30 protein-coding genes are annotated in these 26,831 nt (G+C 42.8%); 24 read left to right on the plus strand and 6 right to left on the minus strand.

Translation table 11 applies throughout. The features are described 5' to 3' along the window. The first annotated feature begins 5 nt into the window (after positions 1 to 5). The 18 genes from ACRHOZ_RS17225 to ACRHOZ_RS17310 all read left to right on the plus strand — a co-directional run bounded on the left by ACRHOZ_RS17225 (position 6) and on the right by ACRHOZ_RS17310 (position 15,294). Positions 6 to 1,238 (plus strand): efflux RND transporter periplasmic adaptor subunit, encoded by a 1,233-nt coding sequence (locus tag ACRHOZ_RS17225; protein WP_431128199.1) that lies wholly within the window; start codon positions 6 to 8, stop codon positions 1,236 to 1,238. 49 nt (positions 1,239 to 1,287) lie between these two features. Next, positions 1,288 to 1,710: a Fur family transcriptional regulator gene (locus ACRHOZ_RS17230; RefSeq protein ID WP_431128202.1), complete on the plus strand. Its 423-nt coding sequence runs from the start codon at positions 1,288 to 1,290 to the stop codon at positions 1,708 to 1,710. A gap of 34 nt (positions 1,711 to 1,744) precedes the next feature. After that, entirely contained in the window at positions 1,745 to 2,116 is a 372-nt protein-coding gene (locus ACRHOZ_RS17235) for an STAS/SEC14 domain-containing protein (protein WP_431128205.1), read from the plus strand. A 27-nt stretch (positions 2,117 to 2,143) separates the two neighbouring features. Continuing rightward, positions 2,144 to 2,362, plus strand: coding sequence for an SHOCT domain-containing protein (locus ACRHOZ_RS17240; RefSeq protein ID WP_431128208.1), 219 nt, complete (start codon positions 2,144 to 2,146; stop codon positions 2,360 to 2,362). Positions 2,363 to 2,404: 42 nt separating this feature from the next. After that, entirely contained in the window at positions 2,405 to 3,175 is a 771-nt protein-coding gene (locus ACRHOZ_RS17245) for an AlbA family DNA-binding domain-containing protein (RefSeq protein WP_431128211.1), read from the plus strand. A gap of 214 nt (positions 3,176 to 3,389) precedes the next feature. After that, on the plus strand, positions 3,390 to 3,620 hold the full coding sequence (locus ACRHOZ_RS17250; RefSeq protein ID WP_431128214.1) for an STAS/SEC14 domain-containing protein: 231 nt from the start codon (positions 3,390 to 3,392) through the stop codon (positions 3,618 to 3,620). A gap of 26 nt (positions 3,621 to 3,646) precedes the next feature. Then, positions 3,647 to 5,635, plus strand: a complete 1,989-nt coding sequence (locus ACRHOZ_RS17255; RefSeq protein ID WP_431128216.1) for a heavy metal translocating P-type ATPase — start codon at positions 3,647 to 3,649, stop codon at positions 5,633 to 5,635. Positions 5,636 to 5,870: 235 nt separating this feature from the next. Continuing rightward, positions 5,871 to 6,122, plus strand: a complete 252-nt coding sequence (locus tag ACRHOZ_RS17260; protein WP_431128219.1) for a hypothetical protein — start codon at positions 5,871 to 5,873, stop codon at positions 6,120 to 6,122. Then, the gene (locus ACRHOZ_RS17265; protein WP_431128222.1) at positions 6,115 to 6,906 is read left to right on the plus strand and encodes a cation transporter; all 792 of its coding nucleotides are present in this window, start codon (positions 6,115 to 6,117) and stop codon (positions 6,904 to 6,906) included. Before ACRHOZ_RS17260 ends, ACRHOZ_RS17265 begins: the two co-directional genes overlap by 8 nt. A 1-nt stretch (position 6,907) precedes the next feature. Beyond that, on the plus strand, positions 6,908 to 8,875 hold the full coding sequence (locus ACRHOZ_RS17270; RefSeq protein ID WP_431128225.1) for a heavy metal translocating P-type ATPase: 1,968 nt from the start codon (positions 6,908 to 6,910) through the stop codon (positions 8,873 to 8,875). A gap of 224 nt (positions 8,876 to 9,099) precedes the next feature. Continuing rightward, positions 9,100 to 10,299, plus strand: coding sequence for a di-heme oxidoredictase family protein (locus ACRHOZ_RS17275; RefSeq protein WP_431128228.1), 1,200 nt, complete (start codon positions 9,100 to 9,102; stop codon positions 10,297 to 10,299). Continuing rightward, positions 10,300 to 10,740, plus strand: coding sequence for a ubiquinol-cytochrome c reductase iron-sulfur subunit (locus tag ACRHOZ_RS17280; protein WP_431128231.1), 441 nt, complete (start codon positions 10,300 to 10,302; stop codon positions 10,738 to 10,740). Further along, a complete protein-coding gene (locus tag ACRHOZ_RS17285; protein ID WP_431128234.1) occupies positions 10,730 to 11,944 on the plus strand; it encodes a hypothetical protein in 1,215 nt (404 codons plus the stop codon). Before ACRHOZ_RS17280 ends, ACRHOZ_RS17285 begins: the two co-directional genes overlap by 11 nt. A gap of 146 nt (positions 11,945 to 12,090) precedes the next feature. Next, on the plus strand, positions 12,091 to 12,462 hold the full coding sequence (locus tag ACRHOZ_RS17290; RefSeq protein WP_431128237.1) for an ArsR/SmtB family transcription factor: 372 nt from the start codon (positions 12,091 to 12,093) through the stop codon (positions 12,460 to 12,462). A 1-nt stretch (position 12,463) separates the two neighbouring features. Then, positions 12,464 to 13,087 carry a mercuric transport protein MerTP gene (gene merTP, locus ACRHOZ_RS17295; RefSeq protein ID WP_431128240.1) on the plus strand — a complete coding sequence of 208 codons (624 nt, stop codon included), beginning with the start codon at positions 12,464 to 12,466 and terminating at the stop codon, positions 13,085 to 13,087. After that, complete coding sequence (locus tag ACRHOZ_RS17300) at positions 13,088 to 14,434, plus strand: dihydrolipoyl dehydrogenase family protein (RefSeq protein ID WP_431128243.1); 1,347 nt, start codon at positions 13,088 to 13,090, stop codon at positions 14,432 to 14,434. A gap of 16 nt (positions 14,435 to 14,450) precedes the next feature. Continuing rightward, positions 14,451 to 15,074 carry a class I SAM-dependent methyltransferase gene (locus ACRHOZ_RS17305; protein ID WP_109649878.1) on the plus strand — a complete coding sequence of 208 codons (624 nt, stop codon included), beginning with the start codon at positions 14,451 to 14,453 and terminating at the stop codon, positions 15,072 to 15,074. A gap of 1 nt (position 15,075) precedes the next feature. Next, the gene (locus tag ACRHOZ_RS17310; RefSeq protein WP_431128247.1) at positions 15,076 to 15,294 is read left to right on the plus strand and encodes a GDCCVxC domain-containing (seleno)protein; all 219 of its coding nucleotides are present in this window, start codon (positions 15,076 to 15,078) and stop codon (positions 15,292 to 15,294) included. A 45-nt stretch (positions 15,295 to 15,339) separates the two neighbouring features. On the opposite strand, the gene ACRHOZ_RS17315 is transcribed toward ACRHOZ_RS17310, so the two are convergent. Beyond that, positions 15,340 to 17,574: a TonB-dependent receptor family protein gene (locus tag ACRHOZ_RS17315; RefSeq protein WP_431128249.1), complete on the minus strand. Its 2,235-nt coding sequence runs from the start codon at positions 17,572 to 17,574 to the stop codon at positions 15,340 to 15,342. 204 nt (positions 17,575 to 17,778) lie between these two features. On the opposite strand from ACRHOZ_RS17315, the gene ACRHOZ_RS17320 reads away from it, so the two are divergent. The 6 genes from ACRHOZ_RS17320 (at position 17,779) to ACRHOZ_RS17345 (ending at position 21,118) form a co-directional block, all read left to right on the plus strand. Continuing rightward, positions 17,779 to 18,141: a metal-sensitive transcriptional regulator gene (locus tag ACRHOZ_RS17320; RefSeq protein WP_431128251.1), complete on the plus strand. Its 363-nt coding sequence runs from the start codon at positions 17,779 to 17,781 to the stop codon at positions 18,139 to 18,141. Positions 18,142 to 18,296: 155 nt separating this feature from the next. Then, positions 18,297 to 18,566 carry a thioredoxin family protein gene (locus ACRHOZ_RS17325; protein WP_275615871.1) on the plus strand — a complete coding sequence of 90 codons (270 nt, stop codon included), beginning with the start codon at positions 18,297 to 18,299 and terminating at the stop codon, positions 18,564 to 18,566. Positions 18,567 to 18,583: 17 nt separating this feature from the next. Continuing rightward, positions 18,584 to 19,453 carry a hypothetical protein gene (locus tag ACRHOZ_RS17330; RefSeq protein WP_431128255.1) on the plus strand — a complete coding sequence of 290 codons (870 nt, stop codon included), beginning with the start codon at positions 18,584 to 18,586 and terminating at the stop codon, positions 19,451 to 19,453. Between the two features lie 25 nt (positions 19,454 to 19,478). Continuing rightward, entirely contained in the window at positions 19,479 to 19,964 is a 486-nt protein-coding gene (locus ACRHOZ_RS17335; RefSeq protein WP_431128258.1) for a heavy-metal-associated domain-containing protein, read from the plus strand. 5 nt (positions 19,965 to 19,969) lie between these two features. Beyond that, positions 19,970 to 20,125, plus strand: coding sequence for a hypothetical protein (locus tag ACRHOZ_RS17340; protein ID WP_431128261.1), 156 nt, complete (start codon positions 19,970 to 19,972; stop codon positions 20,123 to 20,125). 174 nt (positions 20,126 to 20,299) lie between these two features. Continuing rightward, complete coding sequence (locus tag ACRHOZ_RS17345) at positions 20,300 to 21,118, plus strand: hypothetical protein (RefSeq protein WP_431128264.1); 819 nt, start codon at positions 20,300 to 20,302, stop codon at positions 21,116 to 21,118. Between the two features lie 25 nt (positions 21,119 to 21,143). Here the strand turns inward: ACRHOZ_RS17345 and ACRHOZ_RS17350 are convergent, their stop codons facing one another. The 5 genes from ACRHOZ_RS17350 to ACRHOZ_RS17370 are packed head-to-tail and all read right to left on the minus strand — an operon-like array spanning position 21,144 to position 26,701. After that, entirely contained in the window at positions 21,144 to 21,656 is a 513-nt protein-coding gene (locus tag ACRHOZ_RS17350; protein ID WP_431128266.1) for a hypothetical protein, read from the minus strand. Between the two features lie 42 nt (positions 21,657 to 21,698). Next, complete coding sequence (locus tag ACRHOZ_RS17355; protein WP_431128269.1) at positions 21,699 to 22,154, minus strand: pyridoxamine 5'-phosphate oxidase family protein; 456 nt, start codon at positions 22,152 to 22,154, stop codon at positions 21,699 to 21,701. Positions 22,155 to 22,196: 42 nt separating this feature from the next. Further along, positions 22,197 to 23,339: a phospholipase D-like domain-containing protein gene (locus tag ACRHOZ_RS17360; protein WP_431128272.1), complete on the minus strand. Its 1,143-nt coding sequence runs from the start codon at positions 23,337 to 23,339 to the stop codon at positions 22,197 to 22,199. 51 nt (positions 23,340 to 23,390) lie between these two features. Then, positions 23,391 to 24,599, minus strand: a complete 1,209-nt coding sequence (locus ACRHOZ_RS17365; protein ID WP_431128276.1) for an MFS transporter — start codon at positions 24,597 to 24,599, stop codon at positions 23,391 to 23,393. Continuing rightward, the gene (locus ACRHOZ_RS17370; RefSeq protein WP_431128279.1) at positions 24,599 to 26,701 is read right to left on the minus strand and encodes a copper-translocating P-type ATPase; all 2,103 of its coding nucleotides are present in this window, start codon (positions 26,699 to 26,701) and stop codon (positions 24,599 to 24,601) included. The genes ACRHOZ_RS17365 and ACRHOZ_RS17370 overlap by 1 nt, the downstream gene beginning before the upstream one ends. Positions 26,702 to 26,831 lie beyond the last annotated feature (130 nt).

Genomic DNA, 26,831 nt, shown 5'->3' on the forward strand with positions numbered 1-26,831 from the left:
AAAGAATGAAAAAGCAAATCATATATATACTGGCCCTGGTACTGATGGTATCGGTATTTACAGGGTGTGGCAACAAATCGGCTGATACGGCTGAAGATTCACATGAAAACCACATAGAAGGTGAAGACGGAAATGAAGGTGAAGAAGGCGAACATGGTGAAGAAGGGATGGCCGAGGTACACCTTTCTGATATGAAGTTCCAAAGTTTGGACATTAAGGTAGACGCCCTACCTACTCGGGCACTATCAGGAGTGGTTCAGGCCAATGGCCAGTTAGAGGTACCTCCACAGCACGAGGCAACTGTCACTGCTATTTTAGGTGCCAATGTGACTTCTATTAAAGTAATTGAAGGGGACCAGGTGAATAAGGGACAGGTATTAGGTTACCTTGCTCACCCCAATCTTAGCAGCATTCAATCAAATTATGTTCGTGCATACAGTCAGTTGAAATTCCTTGAAAAGGAATATGAAAGACAGAAAAAATTGTACGAAGAAAAGGTGGGTTCAGGCAAGACCTATCAACAGACCTTAGCTGACTATCAAACCATAAAAGGAGAAGCAAAGGGCTATGAAGCACAGCTAAAACAACTTAATCTGAATGTATCGAAGATTCAAAATGGTGACATATATGAGTACGTACCTGTGGTAAGTCCCATCAAAGGTTACATTGAAAAGGTAGAAGTGCAGCTGGGTCAATTTGTTGATCCTCAAACGGTCATGTTCAGGATTGTCAATACCGATCACATTCATGCCGACCTGATGGTGTTTGAAAAGGATGTGTATAAAGTAAAGAAAGGGCAAAAAATATCTTTTACAGTAGAGTCTGTTCCCGGAACTACCTTGACAGCCAAAATCTATTCGGTAGGTAAGCAGTTTGAGCAAAATCCCAAGGCCGTGCACGTACATGCAGAGATTGATCAAAAAGAAGATTTTTTAATCCCCGGCATGTACATCAATGGGAAAATTCATACCAATACCCAGGAAGTATATGCCCTACCAGAAGACGCTATTGTAGAAGAGGAAGGCAAACCTTACATTTTTACCGCCGAAAAACACCAGGAAGACATCGAGACCGAGTGGGAACTGAAACCGGTGCAAGTAAGAACAGGAGTATCCGAAGATGGCTGGGTGGAAATAAAATTATTGGAACCGCTGCCGGAAGGTACGATGGTCGCCTATAACAATGCCTATTACCTCGTTTCCGAGATGCAGAAAAGCCAGACCTCCCATGGCCATTGAAATTAAACAGGCAAATGCCTTAAAAGGTATAACCCCCAATCGCTAGCAAATGGAAAAAATCGTCAAGAAATTGGAGAGCAAGGGCATACGGCCCACCCCAATGCGTCTGTTGACCTATAAAAAGCTACTGGAAAGCGAGGTGGCCATCAGTTTGGGAGAGTTGGAGAATTTTTTCGAGAAATCGGAAAGGAGCACACTTTTCCGGACGATGAAAACATTTGAGGAAAAAGGCGTCGTACATCAAATAGAGGATGGTACGGGAATTATGAAGTATGCACTCTGCGAGGAAGACTGTGAATGTGAGGTAGGCAACGACCTGCACCTGCATTTTCATTGCACCCGGTGCAACGAGACCGTTTGTTTGACCGACCGTAAAATTCCACAGGTAAACCTGCCCCAAGGATATATGGCGGAGGATATCAATCTGGTCGTAAAGGGAGTATGCAATAAATGCAGTGACAATTTGGAGTAGCCTTTTAGGCCAACAACATCAAAAGAATACGACAATGATAGCAATCTACAAAAAAGACCAAATCATATATACCATCGCAGATCAAGAAATGGATGCCGATGATGGGGCGACCTTGGTCAAGGCCCTGAACGAACATTTGAAAAGCTATGAACGGGCCGCTTGGTATATGGAAATGGAGCCTCCTAAAAAAGGAGTGAAGAAAAGCAGCGGTGAGAGGTTGGATTTTTCCTTTCCCGAAGAAACACGGCTTAAGAAAATAGCCTTGGTGGGCGAAAAAACTTGGCAAGAACGGTTCACCGAATCGCTATTGCCGTTTAGTGAAGCCCATATAAAATATTTCGGACCTGAAGATGGAAACATGGCCAACAACTGGCTCGAACAAACAAGCAATAGCAATACTAACTGAAACATTAATCTTTAAATCTAGAAAATTATGATGGACGATTGGTATTTCGGGGGAATGCACTGGATATGGTGGGGGTTATGGATAATCCTAATCCTTTGGATATTTTTAATTCCCTACCCCACACCGGGACAGAAAAAAAGGAAAGACCGCGCAATAGAGGCCTTGCGGGATCTTTACGCCCTCGGCGAAATCGATGAGGAGGAGTTTGAGAAACTCAAGGCGGTCCTGTTAAAGGACAAAAAATAACAGCGTTTTGCTTTTGACCGGAAGACTATAACACAGTTATCAATGCAAAGAAGAAAAATAGGGATATGGTTTTTGGCAGGTTTTGCCTTTGGGGTCTTTATACTGCAACCCTTGGGGCTATCCCTTTTTCTTTTTGACCGGTTGGGCGATTCCGGTCACTGGCCAAGCTATTTTGGCGAGGCCTTCAAAACCGTATGGGGTCTTACCGATTTTGACCAAATCCTAAAGAACTTATTGTTCGGGATAATGGGAAGCAGCCTTGCCCTGATGTTCTTTTTCAGAAAAAGGCTTTTTCGACTGGACAGTAAACGGATGGAAGGGCATACCGTTCACGAACTGATAAACAAGGGAGAGAGCAGCCAGATGGAATTCAAGTCAAGCTTGCGATGGAACGTACGCCAAGGCAAGGTAAACAAACAACTTGAATTTATAATTGCAGAGAACATAGCTGGGTTTATGAATACCGAGGGTGGTAGGTTGCTCATAGGTGTTCATGATAACGGCAACATCCTTGGTCTAAATCGGGATTTCGAAACCTTGAAAAAACCTGATAGAGATGGTTTTGAGCAATACCTGATGCAGTTGATCTCCCAAAAATTGGGTACCCATTTATGTACACATCTAAAAGTGTCTTTTTGTAAATATGGCGAAAATGACGTATGCCAGATAGAAATAAACCCGGCTAAAATGCCCGTCTATGTGAACCAGGCCGGAAGGTCACGGTTTTATATTAGAATAGGCAATGCCACGCGCGAACTCGATTTGCCCCAAGCCCTGGCGTATATAGATAAGGAAAAGGCACAGTACAACTAAAAACGGGAGGTTATTGGGCCATGCAGGAAGGATTATTTGCACTTCCGTTGCACGATTGTTTTAATTAGTTTGATTAAAAATATACAAATATGGTACAGATAATAAACATAGAGCAGGAACATCTTATTGCCGCTAAAATCAGCGGAAAACTTACAGAAAAGGATATGGAAAAGATGCATCCGCTCATCCACACATCATAGAAAAAGGCCATAAAGTGGATTTCTATTTTGAAATGGAAGATTTTAAAGGCTATACTCTTAAAGGCTTTTGGGAAGACCTAAAGATTGATTCGGCACACTTGGGAGATTACGGCAAGATGGCCTTTGTGGGCAACAAGAAATGGCAGGAATGGGCCGCGAAGGCAACTGATTTTTTCACCAACTCAGAAGTTAAGTTTTTTGATATTTCCGAGAAACAACAGGCCCAAAAGTGGATTAAATCTTAATTAACGATAACAAAACCATTAATAATATGAATGACAAGGAAAAACACGGCAAAGACGATGGTCAAAGCCACGACCACGGCGGCATCTTCGGCAAAAACACCGAACTCTATTTTGCAATTTTGAGTGGGGTTACACTAATCACGGGTTTCTTGTTGGAAAAATTCACAGGGGTTTCAGATAACATCCCTTTTGGACTCTATATAGCAGCCTATTTTTTTGGAGGTTATTTTACCCTGAAGGAGGCCATTACCAAAGTGTCCAAAGGCGAATTTGAAATCGATTTCCTGATGCTGGTCGCGGCTGCGGGGGCAGCCTATCTGGGCGAATGGGCAGAAGGTGCCTTGTTACTGTTCCTTTTTAGTCTGGGTCACGCACTGGAAAACTATGCAATGGGCAAGGCAAAAAAGTCCATCGCAGCATTGACTGACCTCGCGCCTAAAACCGCACTGTTAAAAAAGGATGGCGATACCGTTGAAGTCGGAATTGAAGAGTTACAGATAGGTGATACTATCGTGGTACGCCCCAACAGCAAAATTTCTGCCGATGGTGTAATTGTAAAAGGCAATAGTAGTATAGACCAGTCACCCATTACGGGGGAAAGTGTTCCGGTGGACAAAACACCGATAGAAAATCCCGATAAGGAATATACATCAAAAAGCGATATTCCCGACGAGAATCGTGTATTTTCAGGAACTATCAATGGCAACAATACCCTCGAAATAAAGGTTATCAAAGAGGCAAAAGATTCTACCCTCAACCGCTTGGTTACGATGGTTCAAGAGGCTCAAGACCAAAAATCACCTACACAATTATTGACCGACAAGTTTGAGCGGTACTACGTGCCCTCAGTAATCTTATTGGTCATAGTATTAAATTTTGCTTTTCTGGTCATAGATGAAGTGTGGAGCGAAAGTCTCTATCGTTCCTTGGCGGTACTCGTGGCTGCAAGTCCTTGTGCGCTCGCAATTTCTACGCCTTCGGCTGTATTGAGTGGTGTGGCAAGAGCAGCACGTGGCGGGGTTTTGATAAAGGGTGGCCGCCCGTTGGAAGACTTAGGGGTGCTTACCGCACTGGCCTTTGACAAAACGGGAACACTTACCGAAGGAAAACCAAAGCTTACCGACGTCGAAAGTTTTGACAGTATAGATAAAAAGGAACTGTTGGAAATCGCGATTGCGGTAGAGGAACTAAGCGACCACCCCCTGGCAAAGGCAGTTGTACGGGATGGGATGGAACGGCTCGGGAAAGACACAAAGATTCCAGATGCCGATGATTTGGAGGCCGTACAGGGCAAGGGCATAAAGGCAAACTATCAAGGGAATTCCATTTACATAGGCAATTTGGAGCTCTTCGAGGATATTGATAAGGGCGTTCCCAGCGAAGTATCAGAAAAGGTAAGAGCACTTGAAGGGGAAGGAAAGACCACGATGCTAATAAAAAGGGGCGATGAATTTATAGGGATGCTCGGGCTAATGGATACACCACGACAAAAAGCCAAGGAAACACTTGCCCAACTGAAGAAAATCGGCATCAAGAAGATGATAATGCTTACTGGCGACAACCAGAAAGTAGCAGATGCCGTGGCTGAGGAAATCGGGTTGACCGAAGCACGTGGAAGTCTCCTTCCGGAGGAAAAAGTGGAAGCCATCAAAAAACTTGCGGAACAGGAAAATAAACTGGCAATGGTGGGCGATGGGGTCAATGATGCCCCTGCAATGGCGAACAGTACCGTTGGTATTGCAATGGGTGCAGCGGGCAGCGACGTGGCCTTAGAGACCGCAGATATCGCCCTGATGGCAGACAAACTGGAAACCCTACCCTTTGCCATCGGTTTGAGCAGAAAGGCAAAGTCAGTTATCAGGCAGAACCTATGGGTAAGCCTTGGGGTGGTTGCACTGCTTATCCCGGCGACAATTATGAGCTGGGCAAGTATCGGTATCGCAGTGGCCATTCACGAGGGTTCTACGTTGGTAGTTGTGGTCAACGCGCTACGACTTTTGGGGTACAAAAAATAAGTGCACGGGTCAAATGTGCGCGTGAATGAGGGTATTATGGGCAGAAGACTGAACAGTACAGAAAGAATTCTGATAAAAAGGGAAATCAGGCCTACGCCCGTTCGTTTATCAATTTACAGGCACTTGAGACGAAGAAAAGGCGCGGCAAGTTTCGGTGAAATAATGGAAAAATTTGCCAAAATAAATAAAAAAAAACAACACGGCCAACAGGACCACCTTCTTTCGAACGCTAAAGTTGTTCGAGGAAAAAGGTCTTGTGCATCAAATAGATGATGGGACGGGAATTTTAAAATATGCCATTACGAAAAAGTTAGAGTTGAAAGAGGCCGAACTTGATTTGCATATGCATTTCCATTGTACTCATTGCGGTAAGACCTTTTGCCTGCCCAATGAGATGAAACAGGAGCGGCTGCCCATTAATTACAAAATAAATGAGGTAAATACCGTCCTCAAAGGGACCTGTAAGAATTGTTTGAAAAATGAATAAAAGCACTTTTAAGGTAAGTCAAATGGATTGCCCTTCAGAAGAACAGATGATAAGGATGAAACTGGAGTCAAACCCTCAAGTCAAATATCTGGACTTTGACATTCCAAATAGAAGGTTGGACGTGTACCATCAGGGGACTGCCCAAGAAGTAAACAGAGCGTTGGGCGATTTGAACCTGGGTGAAAAATTCGTGGGAACGGAAAAGGCCGAAATGCCCATTGCCGAAGACGAGACCAAACAAAAGAAAATACTCTGGTGGGTTTTGTACATCAATTTTGGCTTTTTCGTTATCGAAATGACCACGGGTTGGATTTCAGGTTCTATGGGTCTAATTGCCGATTCGTTGGATATGTTGGCAGATTCCATCGTATACGCATTGAGCCTCTTTGCTGTAGGAGGTGCTATTGCGCGAAAGAAGAAAGTGGCAAAATTTAGCGGTTACTTTCAAATGGCGTTGGCCCTGCTGGGATTTTCGGAAGTTGTGAGAAGGTTTTTAAGCAGTAGCGAAACCCCTTCGTTCCAATGGATGATCATCGTTTCCATTTTCGCCCTTATCGGCAATCTCGTTTCCCTATGGCTCATAAACAAGGCCAAAAGCAAGGAAGCGCATATGCAGGCCAGTGCCATCTTTACGTCAAACGATATTATTGTGAACGGCGGAGTAATCCTGGCAGGGGTGCTGGTTTATTTTTTAGACAGTAAATGGCCTGATTTGGTCATAGGCGGTGTTGTGTTTGCCTTTGTGCTGCGTGGGGCTATAAGGATTTTAAAATTATCAAAATAATATGAAAAAGAAAAAAGTAAACTTACGCGATTTAGATACTAATAAACACCAGGGCGAGCACAGCCACGATGATGGACATAATCACAGTAGCCCGAAAGAAATATCCAATTTCGAAACCTATTTGCCAGCAATTTTCAGTTTTGTAATGTTAATGATAGGTATTGCCATTGATTATTTTGATGCCTTTCCCTTTTTTAAGGGATGGGTCAGAATCGTTTGGTACACGGTAGCCTACATTCCCGTTGGGTTTCCCGTTATCAGGGAAGGTTGGAATAGCATCTTAAAAGGCAACTTCTTTACGGAATTTTTCTTGATGTCCATCGCAACTTTAGGGGCGTTTGCCATAGGCGAGTATCCGGAAGGTGTGGCCGTGATGTTGTTCTATGCCGTAGGCGAACTGTTCCAGAACGCTGCGGTCAATCGGGCAAAAGGAAATATCAAGGCTTTGCTGGATGCACGACCTGACGAAGCTTTGGTATTTCGTGATGGGGATTTTGTTTCCGTCAATCCCGAAACGGTCGAAATTGGAGAAAAGATACAGGTGCGTGTGGGCGAAAAAATTCCCTTGGATGGCATTCTTTTATCTGAAAAAGCGTCGTTGAATACTGCTGCTATTACAGGCGAAAGCAAACCCGATACCATTGCAAAGGATGAAAAGGTCTTTGCCGGTAGCATCAACCTCGATGGGGTCATCGAAGTAGAAACGACCAAGGAATTCAAGGATAGTTCCATAGCACGAATTTTGGATATGGTACAGAACGCCACCGCACGTAAATCGAAAACGGAATTGTTTATCCGAAAGTTCGCAAGGATTTATACGCCCATCGTTGTTTTCCTTGCTATTGGCCTGACTTTCTTACCCTACTTTTTTGTGGACGATTATGTGTTTAGGGATTGGTTGTACAGGGCTTTGATATTCCTAGTGATTTCCTGTCCTTGTGCATTGGTTATTTCTATTCCATTGGGGTATTTCGGTGGTCTTGGTGCAGCATCGCGAAACGGGATTCTGTTCAAGGGTGCATCCTTTTTGGATGCAATGACCAAAGTGAACACGGTCGTAATGGACAAAACGGGAACAGTAACCAAAGGAGTGTTTAAGATTAAGGAAGTAGTCAATAAATCCGCTTTCGAGGAAGCGGAATTTATGCAATACCTAATGGCGATGGAAGAACAATCCACCCATCCGATTGCAAAGGCAATTTTGGAGTACAAGGCGGATGGTGCGGATTTTGAAGCGGCCGAAGTTTCCGAAGTCGCCGGAAAGGGACTAAAAGGAACGGTCAACGGAAAAACCGTATTGGTCGGAAACAAAGCATTGATGACCTCAAACCAAATAGAAGTACCTACTGAAACCGATAGCATTGTAGAATCGACAGTAATGGTTGCTATTGATGGGAAATTCGCTGGATATGTGACCATTGCCGATGAGCTTAAGGAAGACGCGCACCAAGCTATCAAACAAATAAGGGAAGCTGGTATTTCAAAAATCATAATGCTTTCGGGCGATAAAGATTCCATTACACAACAGGTTTCCAAAGAATTAAATATTGATTGGGCAAAAGGTGGCCTACTACCCGAAGATAAACTGAACGAGGTCGAAGAACTCAAGAAACAACCTGATACAACGGTTGCCTTTATGGGCGACGGCATCAACGATGCACCAGTACTGGCGGCAAGTGATGTAGGAATCGCAATGGGCGGTTTGGGCAGTGATGTGGCCATTGAAACGGCAGACGTAATTATCCAGACCGACCAACCCAGCAAAATAGCAAGAGCGGTTAAAATAGGTCGTTCTACCCGAGGCATCGTTTGGCAGAATATCGGATTGGCCTTTGGTGTAAAAATTATCGTGCTTATTCTTGGTGCAGGTGGACTTGCCACAATGTGGGAGGCCGTTTTTGCGGATGTCGGCGTGGCGTTATTGGCGATTTTTAATGCAGTACGGTTACAGCGGATGAAATGGACATAAACGCATAGTAGGCATCCTCGGAGCATTCAAATCTCGATTATTGAGTAAAAATCGAAATAGATATATTCAATCAAGCCAACCGGCAATATCCCACAGTAAGGGATTTGCATGATCCGATCAACAAACCTTTTAAGAATTACCTACCCCTTTACTGGAAGATTAATGTAGATATATTTAGGCTAATCTAAAAATATATTTATTTTAGCATAAATATTATTATAGCAATGTCTAAAATCATTCATTTCTTTATTGGCCTGTTCTTAATCGCTCTACTTGGCTGTGAAAATTTTGGGCCCGAAGAACCTATGGAATTTGAGCTGTTGGACGGGCCATTGGACGGCTTGTCCGTAAGCGAGCAACAACTGTTTTTAGCTGGGGATATTGCCTTTAATGATGATGTTTTTACCGTTGAAAAGGGCCTTGGCCCCTTGTTTGTCGGCACCAGCTGTGCAAGTTGCCATTCAGGGGACGGAAAAGGGCACCCCTTTAATCAACTCATTAGGTTCGGTGACAATGATTTGACCATACCCTCGATGTTGTCCTTTGGTGATGGCAGGAACCAAATTCAAAATAAAGCAATACCTGGTTTTGAACCTGAGAGCGTGCCGGACGGTTACCCATTTTCCATTTTGGTCGCTCCGGCGGTGACGGGATTGGGTTTGTTGGATGCTGTCCCTGATGCGGATATTTTGGCTCTTGCGGACCCATTTGATGAAGACCAGGACGGTATTAGCGGAAGAGCGCACTACAATCTGCCTCCTGAATTCTCAGAGATTCGTGAAAATAGTGTTCCCCAGGGCAACAATTACATCTTCAGATTTGGCAAAAAGGCGGGTAGTTATGACTTGTTGCAACAAACCGTTGGTGCATATAACCAGGACATAGGGATTACATCCCTTTATGACCCCATTGACCCGTTCAGTGGACTTGAAGAGGATCCTGAGATTAGTACCCAAACCTTGAATGATGTCGTTTTTTACCTTAAAACCTTGAAAGCGCCTATTCCCAGAAATCAGACAGACCCTGATGTCATTGCCGGAAAAGAACTCTTTGAATCCGTACAATGTACAGCCTGTCACACTCCCACTTTGACCACAGGGTTTTCCCAGATTGAATCCTTATCCTTTAAGGAATTTCATCCCTACACGGATTTATTGTTACATAATATGGGGCCCGTACTGGATGATGGATTCACTGAAGGCAATGTCGAGACTTCTGAATGGAGAACCCCACCGCTGTGGGGAATCGGTTTATCGGCCAATTCCCAAGGCGGGCAAATGTTCCTGTTACATGATGGAAGGGCTTCGAGCATTGAAGAGGCAATTGAATTGCACGGCGGTGAGGCCGATAATTCAAAAGCCCGGTACTTGTCTCTGACTCCCAAAGAAAAATCACAACTGATAAAATTCATTAATTCCCTATAGGTGCATAGAAAAGATTTTATTAAAAAATTTGGGTGTCTGATAACGGTCCTGCCGGCTTCCTCCGCTTTAATCAGTAGTTGTGCAGGCCTGTATTATGCGTCCTTCGTAGAAGAAGGGGAGATGCTACGAGTTTCAAAGGGTGAGTTTCAACAGATGAAAGGGGGAAAGCAGATTGAACGGGATTTCGTGGTCATCCAGAGCGATTCCATGGGATATCCGATCGGAATATTCAAAACACCAAACAATGGTTATCTGGCCAGTTTGATGCAATGTACCCACAGGGGCTGTGAACTCAACATTGGCGGTGGCATATTTAATTGCCCATGTCATGGCAGTGAGTTTGACAGTTCGGGCAGAGTTTTGGAAGGGCCGGCCGAAGAAAATCTCAAATCATTTGAAATAACCGTCGATAATGAAAATATCTATGTGCATGTCCCGTAAAATATATGCGGCCCTTGTTTTAATGAACATCTACGTTTTAACCCTTAGCTCGCAAACTATCGATAGGGACAGTATTCGGGAATCGATGAATATGGATGCGGTTTATGACCGTCCGTTTTTGACTTTCGATAAGTTTCCTGTCAATCTGGGTGGTTATCTAGAGGCGAACTCAATTTACAGTGTTCAGGACGGATTGTCAGAGGGGCTTTCTTTTCAGGCCCGAAGATTGACCCTTTTCGTTTCGGCATCTATTTCTAAACGCATTAAGTTTTTGACCGAATTGGAATTTGAAAATGGGACAGAGGAAATTGCCATTGAATTCGCCTCCATGGACATTGCTTTGCACCCCTTGTTGAACCTTAGGGGAGGCATCGTACTGAATCCAATAGGATCCTTTAACCAAAACCATGACGGACCAAAATGGGAGTTCGTCGAGCGGCCAGATGTCAGCACCAATTTGTTGCCCGCCACTTTCTCCAATGCCGGATTTGGTATATATGGAAAGGCATATAAGGGAGCCTGGACCTTGGGCTATGAAGCATATCTCACCAATGGCTTTGATACAAGCATTATAGATAACGAGGAAGAAAGAACATTTTTGGCTTCGGTGAAGGAGAATTCCTCGCGATTCGAGGAGAATTTTAGCGGCAATGCCCTCCTCAATGGAAAGTTCGCCATTAAGCATAGAAAATTAGGGGAATTGGGCATTTCCTATATGGGCGGGACCTACAATAGGGAAGAAGTTGACGGCCTTCAGGTTGATACCAAATCAAGGAGGGTAGATGTTCTTGCCCTGGATTTAAATACAGCCATTAAAAAAACGGGGACAAGGTTTATCGGTGAGATGGCCTACATATGGGTCGATGTTCCGGACACTTTTACGCAGCAGTTTGGTAATCGGCAAGTTGGTTTTTTTGTGGATATTGTTCAACCGGTACTAAGGACCGAAGTATTGGACTGGGAAGATGCCGTACTCAACCTGTCGCTCAGAACGGATTATGTGGACTACAACATTGGCAGGTTTGCCCAAACCAATACGAATATTGGGGATGATTTATTCGCAATTACACCTGCAATAAGCTTTAGACCGACGCCACAGACCGTTCTAAGGATTAACTACAGATACCAGTGGCAACATGATATTCTCAACAATCCAGCCTCAAGAACCGCTACATGGTATTTTGGATTCAGCACCTATTTTTAATAAAATATTCTACAAAGCTGCTTTGATTTCATACCGGGTAGAATGTACTTAAGTAAGGTGTGATTTTAAAAGAGCATCGATGGATAATATAATTTAAGTATTTGCTTAAATAATTATATTAATATATCTTTGTCAAAAACAGTACTATGGCACTTGAATTAAGTTGTACACGCGCCGAGGCCGACCAAAAGCAGCTAATGCGTTGTCGCGAAACCTTGGGAACAAACTCAGAGGCGATTGTCGAAATCAGCAAAGTGCTAGCCCTGGCCGGTAACGAAACGCGATTAAGGATACTATTCCTGTTGAACGAGGAAGGTGAGCTTTGTCCCTGCGATTTTGCCGATATACTTGAAATGAGTGTTCCTGCGATTTCGCAGCATATCCGTAAAATGAAGGATGTGGGATTGATTGCTCCGAGACGTGAGGGGCAGACCCTGTATTATTCATTGGTCCGGAATCATAACGAAGTATTGGACAATGTATTTACCAAAATTCAGAAAAATAAAAAGGTAGCATAAAATGGAAACAGGAAAAACCTCGAACAAGGTCGCCTATGCAGGAATATTGACGGCCATAGCGGCATCAGTATGTTGTATAACCCCGGTTTTGGCTTTGATTGCAGGAACCAGTGGAATCGCATCCACGTTTTCTTGGGTGGAGCCATTTCGGCCTTATCTTATCGGTATCACTATACTCGTATTGGTCTTTGCCTGGTACCAGAAAATACGACCAAAAACACAGGAGGAAATTGACTGTGCCTGTAAGGATGATGCAAAACCCTCCTTTTGGCAATCCAATAGGTTTCTTTTTATAGTTACGGTTTTTGCGGGATTGATGCTGGCATTTCCATATTACTCGACTCTATTTTATGCGCAGCCCAGTAAGGACATTGTCTATGTCTCGCAATCCAATATTGTAAAGCATAGTTTTGATGTTGAGGGAATGACCTGCGCAGGGTGTGAAGCCCACGTAGAGAGCGAGGTAAATAAACTGGACGGAATACTATCGGTCAAGGCAAGTTACAAAGGTGCGAATACCGTAGTGGAATATGATAAGACCAAAACCGATTTGGCCGCAATCCAAAAAGCGATAAACAGCACAGGTTATAAAGTAATCGATGGTGAAAACAAAGAAAACGAGTAGATGAAAAAGTACGATGTTTTTGTTATCGGTTCCGGGATGGCAGGGATTACCATTGCCAATAAATGTGCTTCCAAAGGCCTTAAGGTAGGCATTACTGACGAGCTGCCCTACGGTGGAACCTGCGCGCTAAGAGGTTGCGACCCCAAAAAGGTAATCATCGGTGCGACAGAAGTAAGGGATTTTGCAATACGCTTAAAGGATAAGGGTATCGATACGGTTCCCAATGTCAATTGGCGGGATATTATGGCCTTCAAACAATCCTTTGTGGATGCAATGCCGCCCAAAATAGAAAAAGTATACAGGCATAATGATATAGACACCTATCATTCTTCGGCAAAATTTCTGTCCAAAAATACCCTACAGTTGGGAACAGATACTATCGAAGCCGACAAGATTGTGATTGCAACGGGTGCAAAACCAAGGGTACTGGATTTTGAAGGTGGGTACTTGGCACTTTCGAGTACCGATTTCCTCAATCTAAAGGAGCTGCCCCAATCCCTGCTCTTTATTGGCGGAGGTTACATCGCCTTTGAATTTGCACATATCGCCGCCCGTTGTGGTGCCGATGTAACTATTGTACATAGGGGCAAACGACCTTTGGAAAACTTTGAACAGGATATTGTAGTACACTTGATAAATGCCACGAAGGAATTGGGAATAAAACTGGTTCTAGCGACCGAAGTTTCTAAAATCGAAAAGAGAGATAACCACTATACAGTTACAGGAACTACCGACGGTAAAGAAATGACATTTAGAACGGAAACCGTTTTCAATTCGGCCGGTCGCCCGCCTGCAATTTTTGATTTGGAGCTGGACAAGTCCGGAATATCCTTTTCAAAAGAAGGGGTTGCCGTCAACGAATATCTTCAAAGCGCATCGAACCCAAATGTTTATGCGGCCGGAGATGCGGCAGATTCAAAAGGACTGCCCCTGACACCTGTAGCCGTTATGGAAGGACATATTGTAGCTTCGAATATCATCAAGGGGAACACGAAAAAAGTGAGCTATCCACCGATGCCCTCCGTGGTTTTCACTTTGCCAACATTAGCAGCCGTAGGTCTGACCGAGGCAGAGGCCAAATCACAAAAAATCGAATATCAGGTCAATTATAACGAGGTGGGCAATTGGTTCAACGCAGAGCGGTTGAATGTTAAGGAATATGCCTTTAAGACTATTGTCGATAAAGAAGATCATACGATACTGGGAGCACATTTAATTGGTCCCAACGCCGAGGAAACCATTAATTTGTTCGCAATAGCGATAAAGACCAAGATGAGGATTAACGATTTAAGGACGATGATTTTTTCTTATCCAACATTATCCTCGGATATTCCCTATATGCTTTAACAAAATATCAAAATTTATGAAAAGTGATGAATACACTAAAAAGCACTGGGAAGAGGTTTATACCGGAAAAAGTGATGAAGAAGTAAGTTGGTTTGAAGGGAAACCCTCGACTTCATTGGATATTATAGCTTCCCTTGACTTACCTAAAGATAGTTCAATTATTGATATTGGCGGGGGGAACTCAAACCTTATAAGTCATTTGTTGAAAAATGGCTATAACAACCTGTCCATTCTTGATATTTCAGAAAATGCACTTCAGCGTACCAAATCAAAATTAGGCAAGTCAGCCGCAAAGGTGCAGTGGATAAATTCGGACATATTGAATTTTGAACCGACCCAAGACTTTGAGTTATGGCACGACCGGGCTACTTTTCATTTCTTCACACGGGAAGAAGATATCTTAAAGTATATTGACATACTAGGTCGTTCCCTTAAGACGGGAGCGTATTTTATACTGGCAACTTTTTCGACCACCGGGCCAAAAAGATGTAGTGGATTGGAGATTACCCAATATTCTCCTGAAAAACTAAAGGAATTGTTTAAAGTAGATTTCACCCTATTGGAATCCTTTGAAAAAATTCATAAAACCCCTTTTAAAACAGAGCAAAATTTTATTTATAACCTGTTTCAGAAAAAATAATATGGACTACGAGAGAATCCTTTTAAATTCAACCATTACCTGTCCCGAATGTGGACATACGAAAGAAGAGGAAATGCCAACAACGGCCTGTCAGTTTTTCTATGAATGTAAAAATTGCAATAAATTATTGAAACCAAAGGAAGGCGATTGCTGTGTGTTCTGTTCCTATGGTACAGTGGCCTGTCCGCCCATACAGTTACGGTCACAATGCTGCCAATAATTCTCGAAAAAAGTTATCTATTTCTGTTTGTCCTTAACACCCCATTTAAAAACTAAATTGTAACCCTGCATTGATTCCAAACGGGTGTCCAGGTCTTAGTCCTGCCGGTACTCTGGCTACGGCATAGGTTTCATCCAAAAGATTAATAATATTTGCGGAAAGTGTAAAATTCCTATTATAGAAGTACCTTCCGGAAACATCTATTACTAAGTTAGAATCTACCCTGAACGGTCCAGTTATCGAACCGTTACCGGCCTGTGTCCTGATTGCACTGGTATATCGTGCCCCTGCGGATAAATCAAATTTTTTGTGCTCAAGGGCAATATTCAAATTTAATTGGTGCTTTGCGATGTAGGGTATTTCGTCACCTGCAGTTACCTCTCCAAAGATATCGGTATCGCTTTCAAACGAATTTAGGAACTCGGTATCGGTATAGGTGTACGATATTAAAAGTGGTAAACGGAATTTTTTGGTTATCTCATTCAGGGGATTGTAATTCATTTGGATTTCCAAACCACTTACGCGTACCTCACCAGCGTTGAACTGGTCAAGGGTGCCCGTACCTCCTGTTGCCGCTAAGTCACTGCCCAATAAATTTTTGTAATCATTATAAAAACCGATTACTTCCCCTTGTAACCCCTTGTAATTGAATCGGCTACCCAGCTCATAGTTTACGCTTTCCTCCGGCTCTTGCCCTTCTTGACTTCCAGGAGGGGAAAATCCTTTGTGAACCCCACCGAAAATGGACCAATCGTTTGAAAAGTTATAATTGGCTCCCATCCCCGGAATCCATACATTGACAATGTTGGCACGTTTTGATAGATCTGCCCCTAATCTGTTGGGGTCATTACCCCCATAATCTAACCTACCCAATTCAATATTTTCGTATCTCAAACCTGGAGTCAAGGTCAAATTTTCAAGACTCAGTTTATACAAAAAATAGGTCGCCCAAGCTTTTGAAAATGCAATGCGATTGCCCTCGGCCCCTTTTTCACCAACAGTGGTACGAACCAGCTCATTATCTTGAAATGCATAACGGTCTTCCCATTGAAACCTATCTTCATCATCCTCGTGGTACTTTATGCCCAATTCTAGACTTTGGAACCAATCGGTACCCCAATATGCCCTCGCGGTGGATTGAATACCCTTTGAATTATATTTTCTGTTGTTCGCTTTTATTCCAAAAACATCCGCCGGGGTATCTTCATTGCCCAACAGCGCAGTGTATTCGGAAGCATAGGTGCCGGAATCGGAAACAACATTGCTTATTCCAATACGCTCACCAAGGTCCACATCATCCAATTTGTACCAATTGCGCTTGAATCTATTGATATATCCCGTGGTTGTGATGCTAAGAAATGAAGAAGGTTTTATAAGATGAGTCAGTTGATACTGTTGGTGTTCCGCACTCATCACATCTTCAGAGGAAGCCCTGTATCTTTTATAGGGATTTGCATTAAAATCAGCCTCGGTGAGCCCTAAATATGTTTCATTGGATGTTTCTTCTGAAAATTGAAATTTGAAAAGAATTGCTTGGTAAATTTTTGCGTCCTTGCTCGTTTGAAGCTTAAATTTTGCTAAATAATCGGATTTGTCAAATCCGGTATTACCTCCACCATCAAGAATTTTGAATCCATCGGAATTATAGTTGAAATATTGGCTAACGAAACCAAAATTTTCGTAGCTGTCACCTATCGTTATTTCAGTATTTCTTGAATTGTAATTGCCAGCGGACAATATGGCACTGCCAGAAAGGGTTTCCGGTATCTGAGCTGAAATAAGGTTGATTGCTCCACCGGTCGTATTGGGACCGTATTGGATTTGGCTGCTACCCTTTAAGATTTCAACTGCTTGCATTCTACCTATTGTCGGAAAGTAATAGGCCGCGGGCGCACTATAAGGTGCCGGTGCAATTAAAACTCCGTCTTCCATCAAATTAATTTTGGCACTTCGTTCTGGAGATGTCCCGCGCAGGCTTATATTGGGCCGTAAGCCAAAGCCATCTTCCTCATAGACGTTGACGCCGGGTACACTTTTTAACGTTCTATTGATATCGTTGTAATTAAACTTGCTAAGTTCTTTGGCCGAAATATAACTGGCTGACCCTGTTCTATTCTCTGCTTCAAATTTACTCCCTAAAATGGCATTTCCACTTACAACTACTTCTTTTAGCACTTCGGTTTTAATGGATGTAGAATCACCTTTAAAATCGTTATCTTGGGAGAATGCCTCGGTACTGGCAACTATGAAAAGTAGCAACATGAACAGTATAACCTTCATTTTATATTTATTTAGATTAAATACAGATAAGCAAATATAGAAGCATTAGACAATTAAAAAAAATTATTTAGAATGTTTCTAATTAATTATTGTTGAAAGGAAATCGAGCGATGTGTAATTTGGAATGTTTCTCATATAGTTACTTTAAATAATTGTTTGGAGACCACCTTATCAACTTACGTATATTGCATGAAATTGTAGATTATGATACCACGAGATTTAAGCAAGGACGTAAAAACGAGGTTGCAAAGTATCAATGGGCAAATTTGTGGCCTCATTAAAATGCTCGATGAAGATACAGACCCAGAGAAGATTTTAATACAGTTCAAGGCAGCACAGAAAGGATTGGATAAAGCCCATTTTCTGTTACTGGACGAAGTTTATCGAAAAGCTTTGGCCATAAAAATATCCGAAACTGTCAAGGCCTGCCCTGGAAATTGTGGCAATGAAGACCGTATCGAATTTATAAGAAAACAGTTTCCAGATTTGGAATTGGACAACCTAACTGAAAAGATGAAGGAAATCGATGTGCTCAAGGCCAAGCTTGAAGCATACAAAAATGGTTGAATCCTTCCAATTAGCATAGCATTTATGGCCCACGAAACGTGGGTCATTTTTTTTGAAATTTTACTTGGAGACCACCCCACCCACCATTCTACCTTTAAACTGTTGTTATGATTTACTAACAATGAAACGATTTATGAATAATTAAAATTGAAAGAATGAAACGTCAAGTAGAAGTTTTTACGGCCAATTGTCCAGTTTGCGACCCGGTGGTCAAAATGATCAGGGAATTGGCTTGTGATAAATGTGAGGTAACGACCTATGATTTGGTCCAGCAGTGTGAAGACAAGATTTGTCTTGATAAGTTGGATGAATACGGCATAAAGAAAGTTCCCGCTGTGATAGTGAACGGCAAATTGCTGGACTGCTGTAAGGACTCGGCCATTACTAAGGAAAGATTGATGGAAGCAGGAATTGGACAATCATAATTAAAAAACAGTTAAGTATGATTCGCAAAATATTCCCGAAAATATCGCTGAACATTAGCTATCTACTATTGATATTGCTATTGGCCGTAACAGGAACGGCGATGGCCCAGGGTCACGGCCCTTTATATGGTTTGCAGACACCGACTTTGGCCAAAGGTGGTGTAGATCTGAACGTGGCAAGTATGAGTTTGAGCACGGAAGATGAAACGTCCTATATGCTCCGCTATCTGTTTTCCTATGGCATTACGGAAGACCTGCAGATCAACCTGACCACCCCCACGACGATAGAACGGTTGGGTGATGCACCAAGGACAAGGGGCAATAGCAATATGCCCGCCAACGGAGATATAGAGGCTTCCCTTTGGTACCGGTTTTTCTCGAATGCTTTTGGTGTGGGGAAGCGTTTTGAGTCCACCGCCATCGTGGGCGTTTCTGCACCAACCGATGATGTCAGGGGACAGGTCAACGTGGGCAACTCGGTACACGCTGCCATTTCAACGGGCTATGCCTCGCGTACTTGGTATGGATGGATTGGGGGTGGTTATCAATATTATTTTGAGAAAGATGGCGAACAATTGGGCGACCTGCCCTACGCCAGTGCGGTAGTGGGGTATCGCCCCAATATATTTATGGGCGATTACCCAAAGCCCGATTGGCGCATCTTTATAGAATCGTTGGCCGAATTCCCTGGCGACAATAAATTTGAGGGGCAAATGGACTTTACAGATTCGCGCAGTACAAAAATACTGGTCGGGCCCTCTTTTCTGGGACTTTACGGTGCTTGGGGAATATCGTTCGGTGCGATGTTTCCGGTCGTACAGGACTTGACACTTGGGGCAGTGAAAGAAAGGTATCGATTGGCCATAAACTTAAGCTATTGGTTATAAAGCAAGAATTTTAAAAATGTATAAAATGAGAAATATATTTAGAATTATAATAATAGGTCTATTCGGAATTGGTACAGCATCGGGGCAAATTACCAAAGTTGACCAAGAAGTTTATGGAATGGATTGCGCCCCTTGCGCCTATGGCCTAGAGCGGGGACTGAAAAAGATGGATGGGCTTCAGGAAGTGCGTGTCAGCCTCAATGACGGAAAGGCATATATGGGATTGGCTGCCGAGAACGGACTTAAATTACGTAGCATTCAGGAAGAGGTAAAAAAGAACGGTTTTTCGGCAAAAAAAGCTGAAGTGACCCTAATTGGAAACGCAACGAAAGAAGATGGCCAATGGTACATTGAGACCGCTAATGAACGATTTTCGGTATCGCAGGATACGCCTACGGCGTTGTTACAAAAATTAACCGTTGGAACAGCAACCATAAGCGGAACGGTGCAGGATGAGAGAGATGATAACCTCTCTGGCCAATGGTCCATCGTACTAACCAAAATCGAATAGATTTTATGAAGACTATTTCCAAAATGGTATTGGGAAGCAGCTTGGTTGCCGCCCTTCTTCCCTTGATGTGCTGTTTTTGCCTGCTCTGCTATCGGTCGGCGCGGGATTTGGTTTCTTGGGTTCAACTTTTGAATGGGTACATCCTGCCCAACCCTTTCTGACCACCTTTTCGGCCGGTGCCCTTGGGTTCGCCCATTTAAGGAATTTTCAAAATTCAAGAAAATGCAGTGGAGAGGAAACCTGCCAAAACGACAAAAGGAAACGCATTATCAACACTTGGTTTCTCTGGACATTTACATTGCTGATTCTTGCTCTTATGATTTTAAACTACTGGCATGAACTTTAGAAAGCTATTCATTTTTTCGGTTTTTGCTTTGGTTCTTCTCAAATCCGGTTGTGAAAGAACGAAAAATCAATGGCAGTTCGAACGGAAAATTATACTTCCCAAAGAAGCCCGCCCCTTGGCTTTGGCCAAGGATGGGGAAACACTGTGGTTTTCTGACCCGGATTATTTTAGGCTTTATAAAATTGATGATAAAGGCGGGGTATTGGATTCCATCAAAGGCATACAGCGACCGATGAACATCCATTTTGATAATGGCACGCTGTTCATCCCTGAATTTTTGACGGACACCATCTGGCAATATGGATTGGAAAAAAATAAGCCTTTGAAAATCAATAAACGGCCACAGGCCCCCGCAGGGATTTCCGTATATGGGGACACTGTTCTGATAGCCGATTTTTATAACCACCGGATTATCGTTCAGATACCTAACGAAAGTTTTACCATTGGCAGACACGGGCATAAAGATGGAGAACTGCACTATCCGATAGATGTAAAGATGAAAGACAACAAGATATACGTGGCCGATGCGTACAACAATAGGGTTCAGGTCTTTGGGTTCGATGGAGCACACCAAAAAACTATTGGTCAAAACGATAAAATAAGCGTGGCCTCTGGCATTGCTTTAAACCATAGCGAATTAGCCATCACGGATCAAGAAAATAGTAGGGTATTAATTTTTGATCATCAAGGGAAGTTGCTGCAAATATTAAAGGAAAACATTTTCTATCCGACAGATGTTCACTTTGACAAGGGAAGGCTTTTCATAGCCAATTTTAAGGAGAATTCTATAGCTCTTTATAGTAGGTAATATCAATTGGATATTTTTATAAAAACTACCTTATGCGTTCATACTCCGTAAATTCGTACGTAGACTCGCCATTATCGCCTTTATCCAATTCACTCCTGACACGTAATTGTTGGGCAGTTAATAGAATTACAATATGGTATTCTATTGCATTTGAATTAATGTGTTTCAGTTTTCCAGACTCCTCGATAGACCAAGTACCAATTTCGATAAACGAATTGGAAATCTGGCTATGACATGCGAGATCACCAATTCCCCAGGAATAAGTATTTTCTCTTTGTGTATCTCCCTTTACATAACGAATCAAGTCATCCCTGCGACAGTTGTCGAACTGCGCAAATAAGTCTTCTGTTGGTTCCAAATTCCCTAAAGTATCGTTCGCTTGCCCTATGAACTGAGCGGTTCTTTTCCAATCTCCCACCAAATTATCGGGCGTAAAGGAGAGGTTGATCGTTTCTTCAGAAGAATTTTCACCATTTTTTTCGCATGATGATGACATCAACAAAAACAGGGAAGAAAAAAGAAGTATATGTTTTCTCATAGCATAAAGGAAATTTAGTGGTTTTTTGAGTGTTTCACTTTTTCAGGGTTCCCTCAACTTCCCTGTAATTTCAATAATTTTGATTCTGTAGACTATTGGAACCTTACTCATCGGCATTTTGCTCGAAAACTCATCAATAGACTTAAAATGCTTGTTTTCTATTTGGCTCGCTAAACTTCTTACACCTTCGGTAAACAAATGTAGTTGGTATTTTGCATCTGTCCCATGAAGTTCTTCAAATGCACCATGTACCGCAATCGATTTCCAATTGTTCGTTGTGACTATTTCATCTACCTGAATAGAAACGAAACGGTTGTTTCTCATTGCATTTATTTTGTGGCCCTCTCCAGAATAGCTTATAACACTATTACTACTTTTATCATAGTAGTATGTTATGGGAACAACGGATGGGGCTCCTTGTGAAATATAAGCTAGGCGACCAATATAATTGGAGCCAAGTAGGCGCAGACTATTCTTTTTGTCTAGGTTTTTTATCATTACTCTTAGTTTGATGCTTAAGCTTATCTTTTTACCATTATCCTATAACCTGAAATTTTGAAAAAAACGTAACTGTGGCAAAAAGGTCAGAAAGAAGATCGTCGTTCGTGTAATACGATAAGCAAGCCAATTGGCAAGCTTGTCGATAATACTTGTCCCTTGCTTCAGTGAACTAATTGTTACTTCCCTGCACTCCCTTATTACCTTTTCAAAGTCTGTACGAAGGTCCTTTGCAAAAACTGGAGAAAATATTTCTACGTTCATTTCAATACTCCCATAGCAACTAAGGCTGTTTAGATTAAATGACCCTATAGTCGCCCATTTATTATCAATTACAGATGCCTTGCCATGTAGAACAGACCTGTTCCACTCATATACCTGAATGTGATTATGTAGAAAGGATGTATATAAATAGGTAGCTGCCCTATGCACCAGGGGTACATCACTGATTCCTGCCAATATCACAATTATTTTTATGCCCTTTTTACTTGCTTTTTTTAGGGCTTTTGATATCCTGATTCCAGGCAAGAAATAAGAGCCAATGATCACCACCTCTTTTTCGGCGTGGGAAATGGCATGGGTATAGGCATCACAGACTTCCGTTTTGCTTTTTAGCCAGTCGTTTTGAAGGATTCCAAGTTGTGCAGTGCCCGTAGAATGGGGAACGGCTTTTATTTTGTTTGAGCTTCCTTGTCTAAAGAAATAATCCCTACAGAGTTTTTCCAGGTCTGCCGCCGCGGGGCAATCCAGATGTACGGCATAATCAAGCCAGGGATTTGAATCAGGGAAACCACGGTATTTGTCGGCAATATTGATTCCGCCGATCAATGCTGATTTTCCATCACCAACGACCACCTTGTGGTGCATGCGCCTGCCGAGATAAAAATTGTTCCAAGAAAACAAAGGGGAGAAGAAACGAAGCGAGATACCGTGTTGAATCAAATCGTCAACAAAACTATCGGAAAGGCGGGCACTTCCATAGGCATCCAATAAAACATATACTTTTACCTTTCTTTGGGCAGCTTCTTTCAATTGAGTTGCAACCCGACTTCCTGTGGAATCGTTTTCAAAAATATAGGTCTGCAGATGGATTTCTTTTTGTGCCCCCTTGATTATTTTTTCCAACTGCTGGAAATACTCTTCCCCTGAATGTACCAGCTGGATGTATTTTTCTTCATGATTCATATCACACGTTATTTTGCTCGTATTTCTTTTGTTGATTTATGAACGTCCCATCTATTGCCTTAAAAAATAAACCAAGCCCATGGCCACCAAAACGACCGATCCTGCAATAACAAAAGGATAGTAAAACCCGCCAGCTAGCAACCAAGTCCCCAAAATGGGCCCCAAAATCTGCCCAATGCTGTTTGTGGAGCTTTGTATGGAAATGTTTCTTCCGGTATTCTCCTTGGATATTAAAGAGACCGATGAAAGCAGATTTGGGGTTACCATTGCCCCACCACTGGCGAACACTATTATCAGACCATATACAGCTAGCTCGTTAGTCAAAAAAGGAAATACAATAAGCGAAAGCCCGGTTATCAATAGTCCTACCGTGATTTGCTGTTTCAAGCTTAGTATCTTTTCTCCATAAGAGGCAAAAACAGGCTGTAAGACCGCCATCACCGAACCACAGAGCATAAATCCAATCCCAACTTGATTGCTATTGAATGCAAGTTTGTCCTTGCCATAAATCGAAAAGACGGTTTCAAAGAGGGTCACGACAAATTGCATCACGAATGATAGCAATAACAAGATGACAAAATAGCCACTAAAGGTAAAATTGAATTTTATCGTTTTACCCCTATCCCGTTTTTCGATTATTGTGTTTTTCAACCATTTTGAAACAACGAAAAATATCATCAAACCTAATACCGCGGTAAAAAGGAATGGGACTGAGAATCGGTCGAAATGAAACAGACCTAAAGAAAGTTTCAAGTGAACGTTTGTCTGGGACAAAAGGCCACCCAGCACAGGGCCAAAAATTAGACCAGAACTGATAGCCACCCCAGACCATGCCATTATCTTGGTCCTGCGCTTTTCCGTGGTAATATCACTGAGGTAGGCGTTGCAGACGGGAATCACCGAGGAAGTAAATATTCCCCCCAAGATACGGGCCACATATAGCATTAAAAGTGAAGTGGCCAGACCCGTTAAGAGGTTCATCACTATAAATCCTATGAGGCCCACCAAAATAACAGGCTTACGACCGTATTTATCGGAGAGCCTTCCCCAAACGATTACAAATACCAGTTGAAAAAATGGATAGATGCTGGTCAACATTCCTACATGGAAGTTGATAAGGTCGCCATCCAGATTATCCTGTATTGCCAGCCTTTCCGTATAATATGGAAGAATGGGAAGCAGGATACCATACCCTAGCATTACCACAAACAGGCTCGATAGAACCAAAAAAATCCTGTTGAGCCTTTCCTTTGCGTTCATTATTTTTTAGCAATTTTTCTTTTTAATAATTGGGCGTTGATTGCCACAATAATCGTAGACAAACTCATAAAAACCGCACCTACGGCTGGACCAAGAACAAATCCCGAGGAATACAATACCCCTGCCGCCAGTGGAATGGCCACAACGTTATAACCTGTCGCCCACACTAAATTTTGAATCATTTTGTTGTAGGTTGCCTTACCAAACAAAATAAGGTTGGCAATATCTTTTGGGTTACTGTTCACTAAAATGATATCGGCAGTCTCTGCCGCAACATCGGTACCGGAACCAACGGCAATTCCAACATCGGCTTTTGCCAATGCCGGGGCATCGTTGACTCCGTCACCCGTCATGGCAACAAACTCTCCTTTGCTTTCCAGCTCCTCAACGATTTCTACTTTTTGGTGGGGCAGTACTTCAGCGTAATAACCATCCAAGCCTAATTTTTCGCTGACGGCTTTTGCAGTTCTCTGATTATCACCAGTGGCCATTAAGACTTTGATATTGTTCTTTTTAAATACTTTTATGGCATCGGCAGACTCCGGCCTTATTTCATCGGCGAGGGCAATATAACCTGCAAGTGCTCCATCGATTAATACGAAAACCACCGTTTCAGCTGCATCGCTATAAGCGTCCTCTGGAATTGGGGTGTCTTCGTCCCTGAGATAGCCAGGGCTCACCACTTTAACATCTTTACCTTCAACTTTGGCCTCAACCCCTTTACCAGTTATGGCGTTGAAGTTTTTGGGCTTTGGTATCTGGATGCCCATTTCTTTGACTTTCTTGATGATGCCCACTGCAATGGGGTGTTCTGAGCTTTGTTCTAGAGCGCTGGATAGCCTTAGTAGTTCATCCTTGCTATACGATTTGTTCACTGACTCAATTCGGGTCACCCCAAAATCTCCTTTGGTGAGAGTTCCTGTCTTATCGAACAGCAGGGCTGATATTTTGCGGGATTCCTCAAAGGCCGTTCTGTTTCTTATCAGTAGCCCATTCTGTGCTGATACTGCCGTTGAAATGGCCACGACCAAAGGTATGGCCAACCCGAGGGCGTGTGGGCAGGCAATGACCATCACCGTCACCATTCGCTCAAGGGCAAAAACAAAAGGGAAGCCCAAAATCAACCATACGGCCAAAGTACCAAAACCGATGGCCAATGCAATATAAGTCAACCATTTGGCTGCCCGATCTGAAAGGTTTTGCATCTTCGATTTGGTTCGCTGGGCCTCATCGACCATTTTGATGACCTTGTTCAGGTAACTGTCTTTGCCAGTATGTTCCACTTTAACTTTTAGCGTACTATTACCATTTATGGAACCTCCGATGACCTTGTCCTGTATTTCCTTCTTCACTGGTTTTGATTCACCTGTCAACATGGATTCGTTTAGGTAACTGGATCCTTCGGTGATGATTCCATCAGCAGGTACTTTTTCACCGGGCTTTATCAGTATAAAGTCATCCTTTAGCAAATCTTCAAGACTGACGTCCTCAATCTTGTCACCAACCACTTTATGGGCCTCCGCAGGCAGCATGCTTACCAAAAGTTGGAGTGCCTTGGATGCCCCCAGAACTGATTTCATTTCCAACCAATGTCCCAAAAGCATGATAACTATCAAGGTGCTCAGTTCCCAGAAAAAATCCTCGCCACGAAGCCCAAAAACTGTGGCGGCACTATAGAAATAGGCCACGCTAATGGCCATTGAGATAAGGGTCATCATTCCTGGCCCCTTTGATTTTATTTCATTGTAAAACCCCTTTAGGAATGGCCAGCCGCCCCAGAAATAGACAAATGTTGATAACGCAAATAGGATATATGGGTTCCCAGGTAGCAATAGGTCATACCCAAAAAAATCCTGAATCATGGGCGAGAAGAAAAGAATAGGGATGGTCACAATCGTGCTTACCCAGAACCGTTTTCTGAAGTCTTCCACCATCATTTTATGATGGTCATGCCCCATTTGTCCGTGAGCGGGGTTATGGCCTGAATGGTCGCCACTTCCATGATTCATTTTAGAATGGTCTTCTTTTTTGTGTTTCATTTTTGAATGGTCCATTGCAGAGTGGTCCATTTCTTCGTGATTGTGATGTTCGTGGTTTTCCATTGATCTATTTTTAAGTGTTATTTTAATTTTTTTCGTATCCGTTCCGCATTGTGTTCTGCATAGGCGCAATGGGTGTTGGCCAAAGTGCCGTCGGCACCGTTTTTTGACAGTATGGCATTGTCTTCGTTAC

It is taken from the genome of Flagellimonas flava (genome assembly GCF_050617915.1).
Classification (GTDB): Bacteria; Bacteroidota; Bacteroidia; order Flavobacteriales; family Flavobacteriaceae; genus Flagellimonas; species Flagellimonas flava_A.

What these genes read in the sequence shown, in the direction of transcription:
- ACRHOZ_RS17235 (WP_431128205.1), top strand. Translation starts at nt 1,745, where the DNA reads ATGATAGCAATCTACAAAAAAGACCAAATCATATATACCATCGCAGAT.
- ACRHOZ_RS17225 (WP_431128199.1), top strand. Translation starts at nt 6, where the DNA reads ATGAAAAAGCAAATCATATATATACTGGCCCTGGTACTGATGGTATCG.
- ACRHOZ_RS17340 (WP_431128261.1), top strand. Translation starts at nt 19,970, where the DNA reads ATGAAGACTATTTCCAAAATGGTATTGGGAAGCAGCTTGGTTGCCGCC.
- ACRHOZ_RS17300 (WP_431128243.1), top strand. Translation starts at nt 13,088, where the DNA reads ATGAAAAAGTACGATGTTTTTGTTATCGGTTCCGGGATGGCAGGGATT.
- ACRHOZ_RS17275 (WP_431128228.1), top strand. Translation starts at nt 9,100, where the DNA reads ATGTCTAAAATCATTCATTTCTTTATTGGCCTGTTCTTAATCGCTCTA.
- ACRHOZ_RS17230 (WP_431128202.1), top strand. Translation starts at nt 1,288, where the DNA reads ATGGAAAAAATCGTCAAGAAATTGGAGAGCAAGGGCATACGGCCCACC.
- ACRHOZ_RS17320 (WP_431128251.1), top strand. Translation starts at nt 17,779, where the DNA reads ATGATACCACGAGATTTAAGCAAGGACGTAAAAACGAGGTTGCAAAGT.
- ACRHOZ_RS17350 (WP_431128266.1), bottom strand. Translation starts at nt 21,656, where the DNA reads ATGAGAAAACATATACTTCTTTTTTCTTCCCTGTTTTTGTTGATGTCA.
- ACRHOZ_RS17325 (WP_275615871.1), top strand. Translation starts at nt 18,297, where the DNA reads ATGAAACGTCAAGTAGAAGTTTTTACGGCCAATTGTCCAGTTTGCGAC.
- ACRHOZ_RS17305 (WP_109649878.1), top strand. Translation starts at nt 14,451, where the DNA reads ATGAAAAGTGATGAATACACTAAAAAGCACTGGGAAGAGGTTTATACC.
- ACRHOZ_RS17285 (WP_431128234.1), top strand. Translation starts at nt 10,730, where the DNA reads ATGTCCCGTAAAATATATGCGGCCCTTGTTTTAATGAACATCTACGTT.
- ACRHOZ_RS17355 (WP_431128269.1), bottom strand. Translation starts at nt 22,154, where the DNA reads ATGATAAAAAACCTAGACAAAAAGAATAGTCTGCGCCTACTTGGCTCC.
- ACRHOZ_RS17270 (WP_431128225.1), top strand. Translation starts at nt 6,908, where the DNA reads ATGAAAAAGAAAAAAGTAAACTTACGCGATTTAGATACTAATAAACAC.
- ACRHOZ_RS17310 (WP_431128247.1), top strand. Translation starts at nt 15,076, where the DNA reads ATGGACTACGAGAGAATCCTTTTAAATTCAACCATTACCTGTCCCGAA.
- merTP (WP_431128240.1), top strand. Translation starts at nt 12,464, where the DNA reads ATGGAAACAGGAAAAACCTCGAACAAGGTCGCCTATGCAGGAATATTG.
- ACRHOZ_RS17370 (WP_431128279.1), bottom strand. Translation starts at nt 26,701, where the DNA reads ATGGAAAACCACGAACATCACAATCACGAAGAAATGGACCACTCTGCA.
- ACRHOZ_RS17255 (WP_431128216.1), top strand. Translation starts at nt 3,647, where the DNA reads ATGAATGACAAGGAAAAACACGGCAAAGACGATGGTCAAAGCCACGAC.
- ACRHOZ_RS17315 (WP_431128249.1), bottom strand. Translation starts at nt 17,574, where the DNA reads ATGAAGGTTATACTGTTCATGTTGCTACTTTTCATAGTTGCCAGTACC.
- ACRHOZ_RS17265 (WP_431128222.1), top strand. Translation starts at nt 6,115, where the DNA reads ATGAATAAAAGCACTTTTAAGGTAAGTCAAATGGATTGCCCTTCAGAA.
- ACRHOZ_RS17240 (WP_431128208.1), top strand. Translation starts at nt 2,144, where the DNA reads ATGATGGACGATTGGTATTTCGGGGGAATGCACTGGATATGGTGGGGG.
- ACRHOZ_RS17365 (WP_431128276.1), bottom strand. Translation starts at nt 24,599, where the DNA reads ATGAACGCAAAGGAAAGGCTCAACAGGATTTTTTTGGTTCTATCGAGC.
- ACRHOZ_RS17345 (WP_431128264.1), top strand. Translation starts at nt 20,300, where the DNA reads ATGAACTTTAGAAAGCTATTCATTTTTTCGGTTTTTGCTTTGGTTCTT.
- ACRHOZ_RS17245 (WP_431128211.1), top strand. Translation starts at nt 2,405, where the DNA reads ATGCAAAGAAGAAAAATAGGGATATGGTTTTTGGCAGGTTTTGCCTTT.
- ACRHOZ_RS17360 (WP_431128272.1), bottom strand. Translation starts at nt 23,339, where the DNA reads ATGAATCATGAAGAAAAATACATCCAGCTGGTACATTCAGGGGAAGAG.
- ACRHOZ_RS17330 (WP_431128255.1), top strand. Translation starts at nt 18,584, where the DNA reads ATGATTCGCAAAATATTCCCGAAAATATCGCTGAACATTAGCTATCTA.
- ACRHOZ_RS17335 (WP_431128258.1), top strand. Translation starts at nt 19,479, where the DNA reads ATGAGAAATATATTTAGAATTATAATAATAGGTCTATTCGGAATTGGT.
- ACRHOZ_RS17290 (WP_431128237.1), top strand. Translation starts at nt 12,091, where the DNA reads ATGGCACTTGAATTAAGTTGTACACGCGCCGAGGCCGACCAAAAGCAG.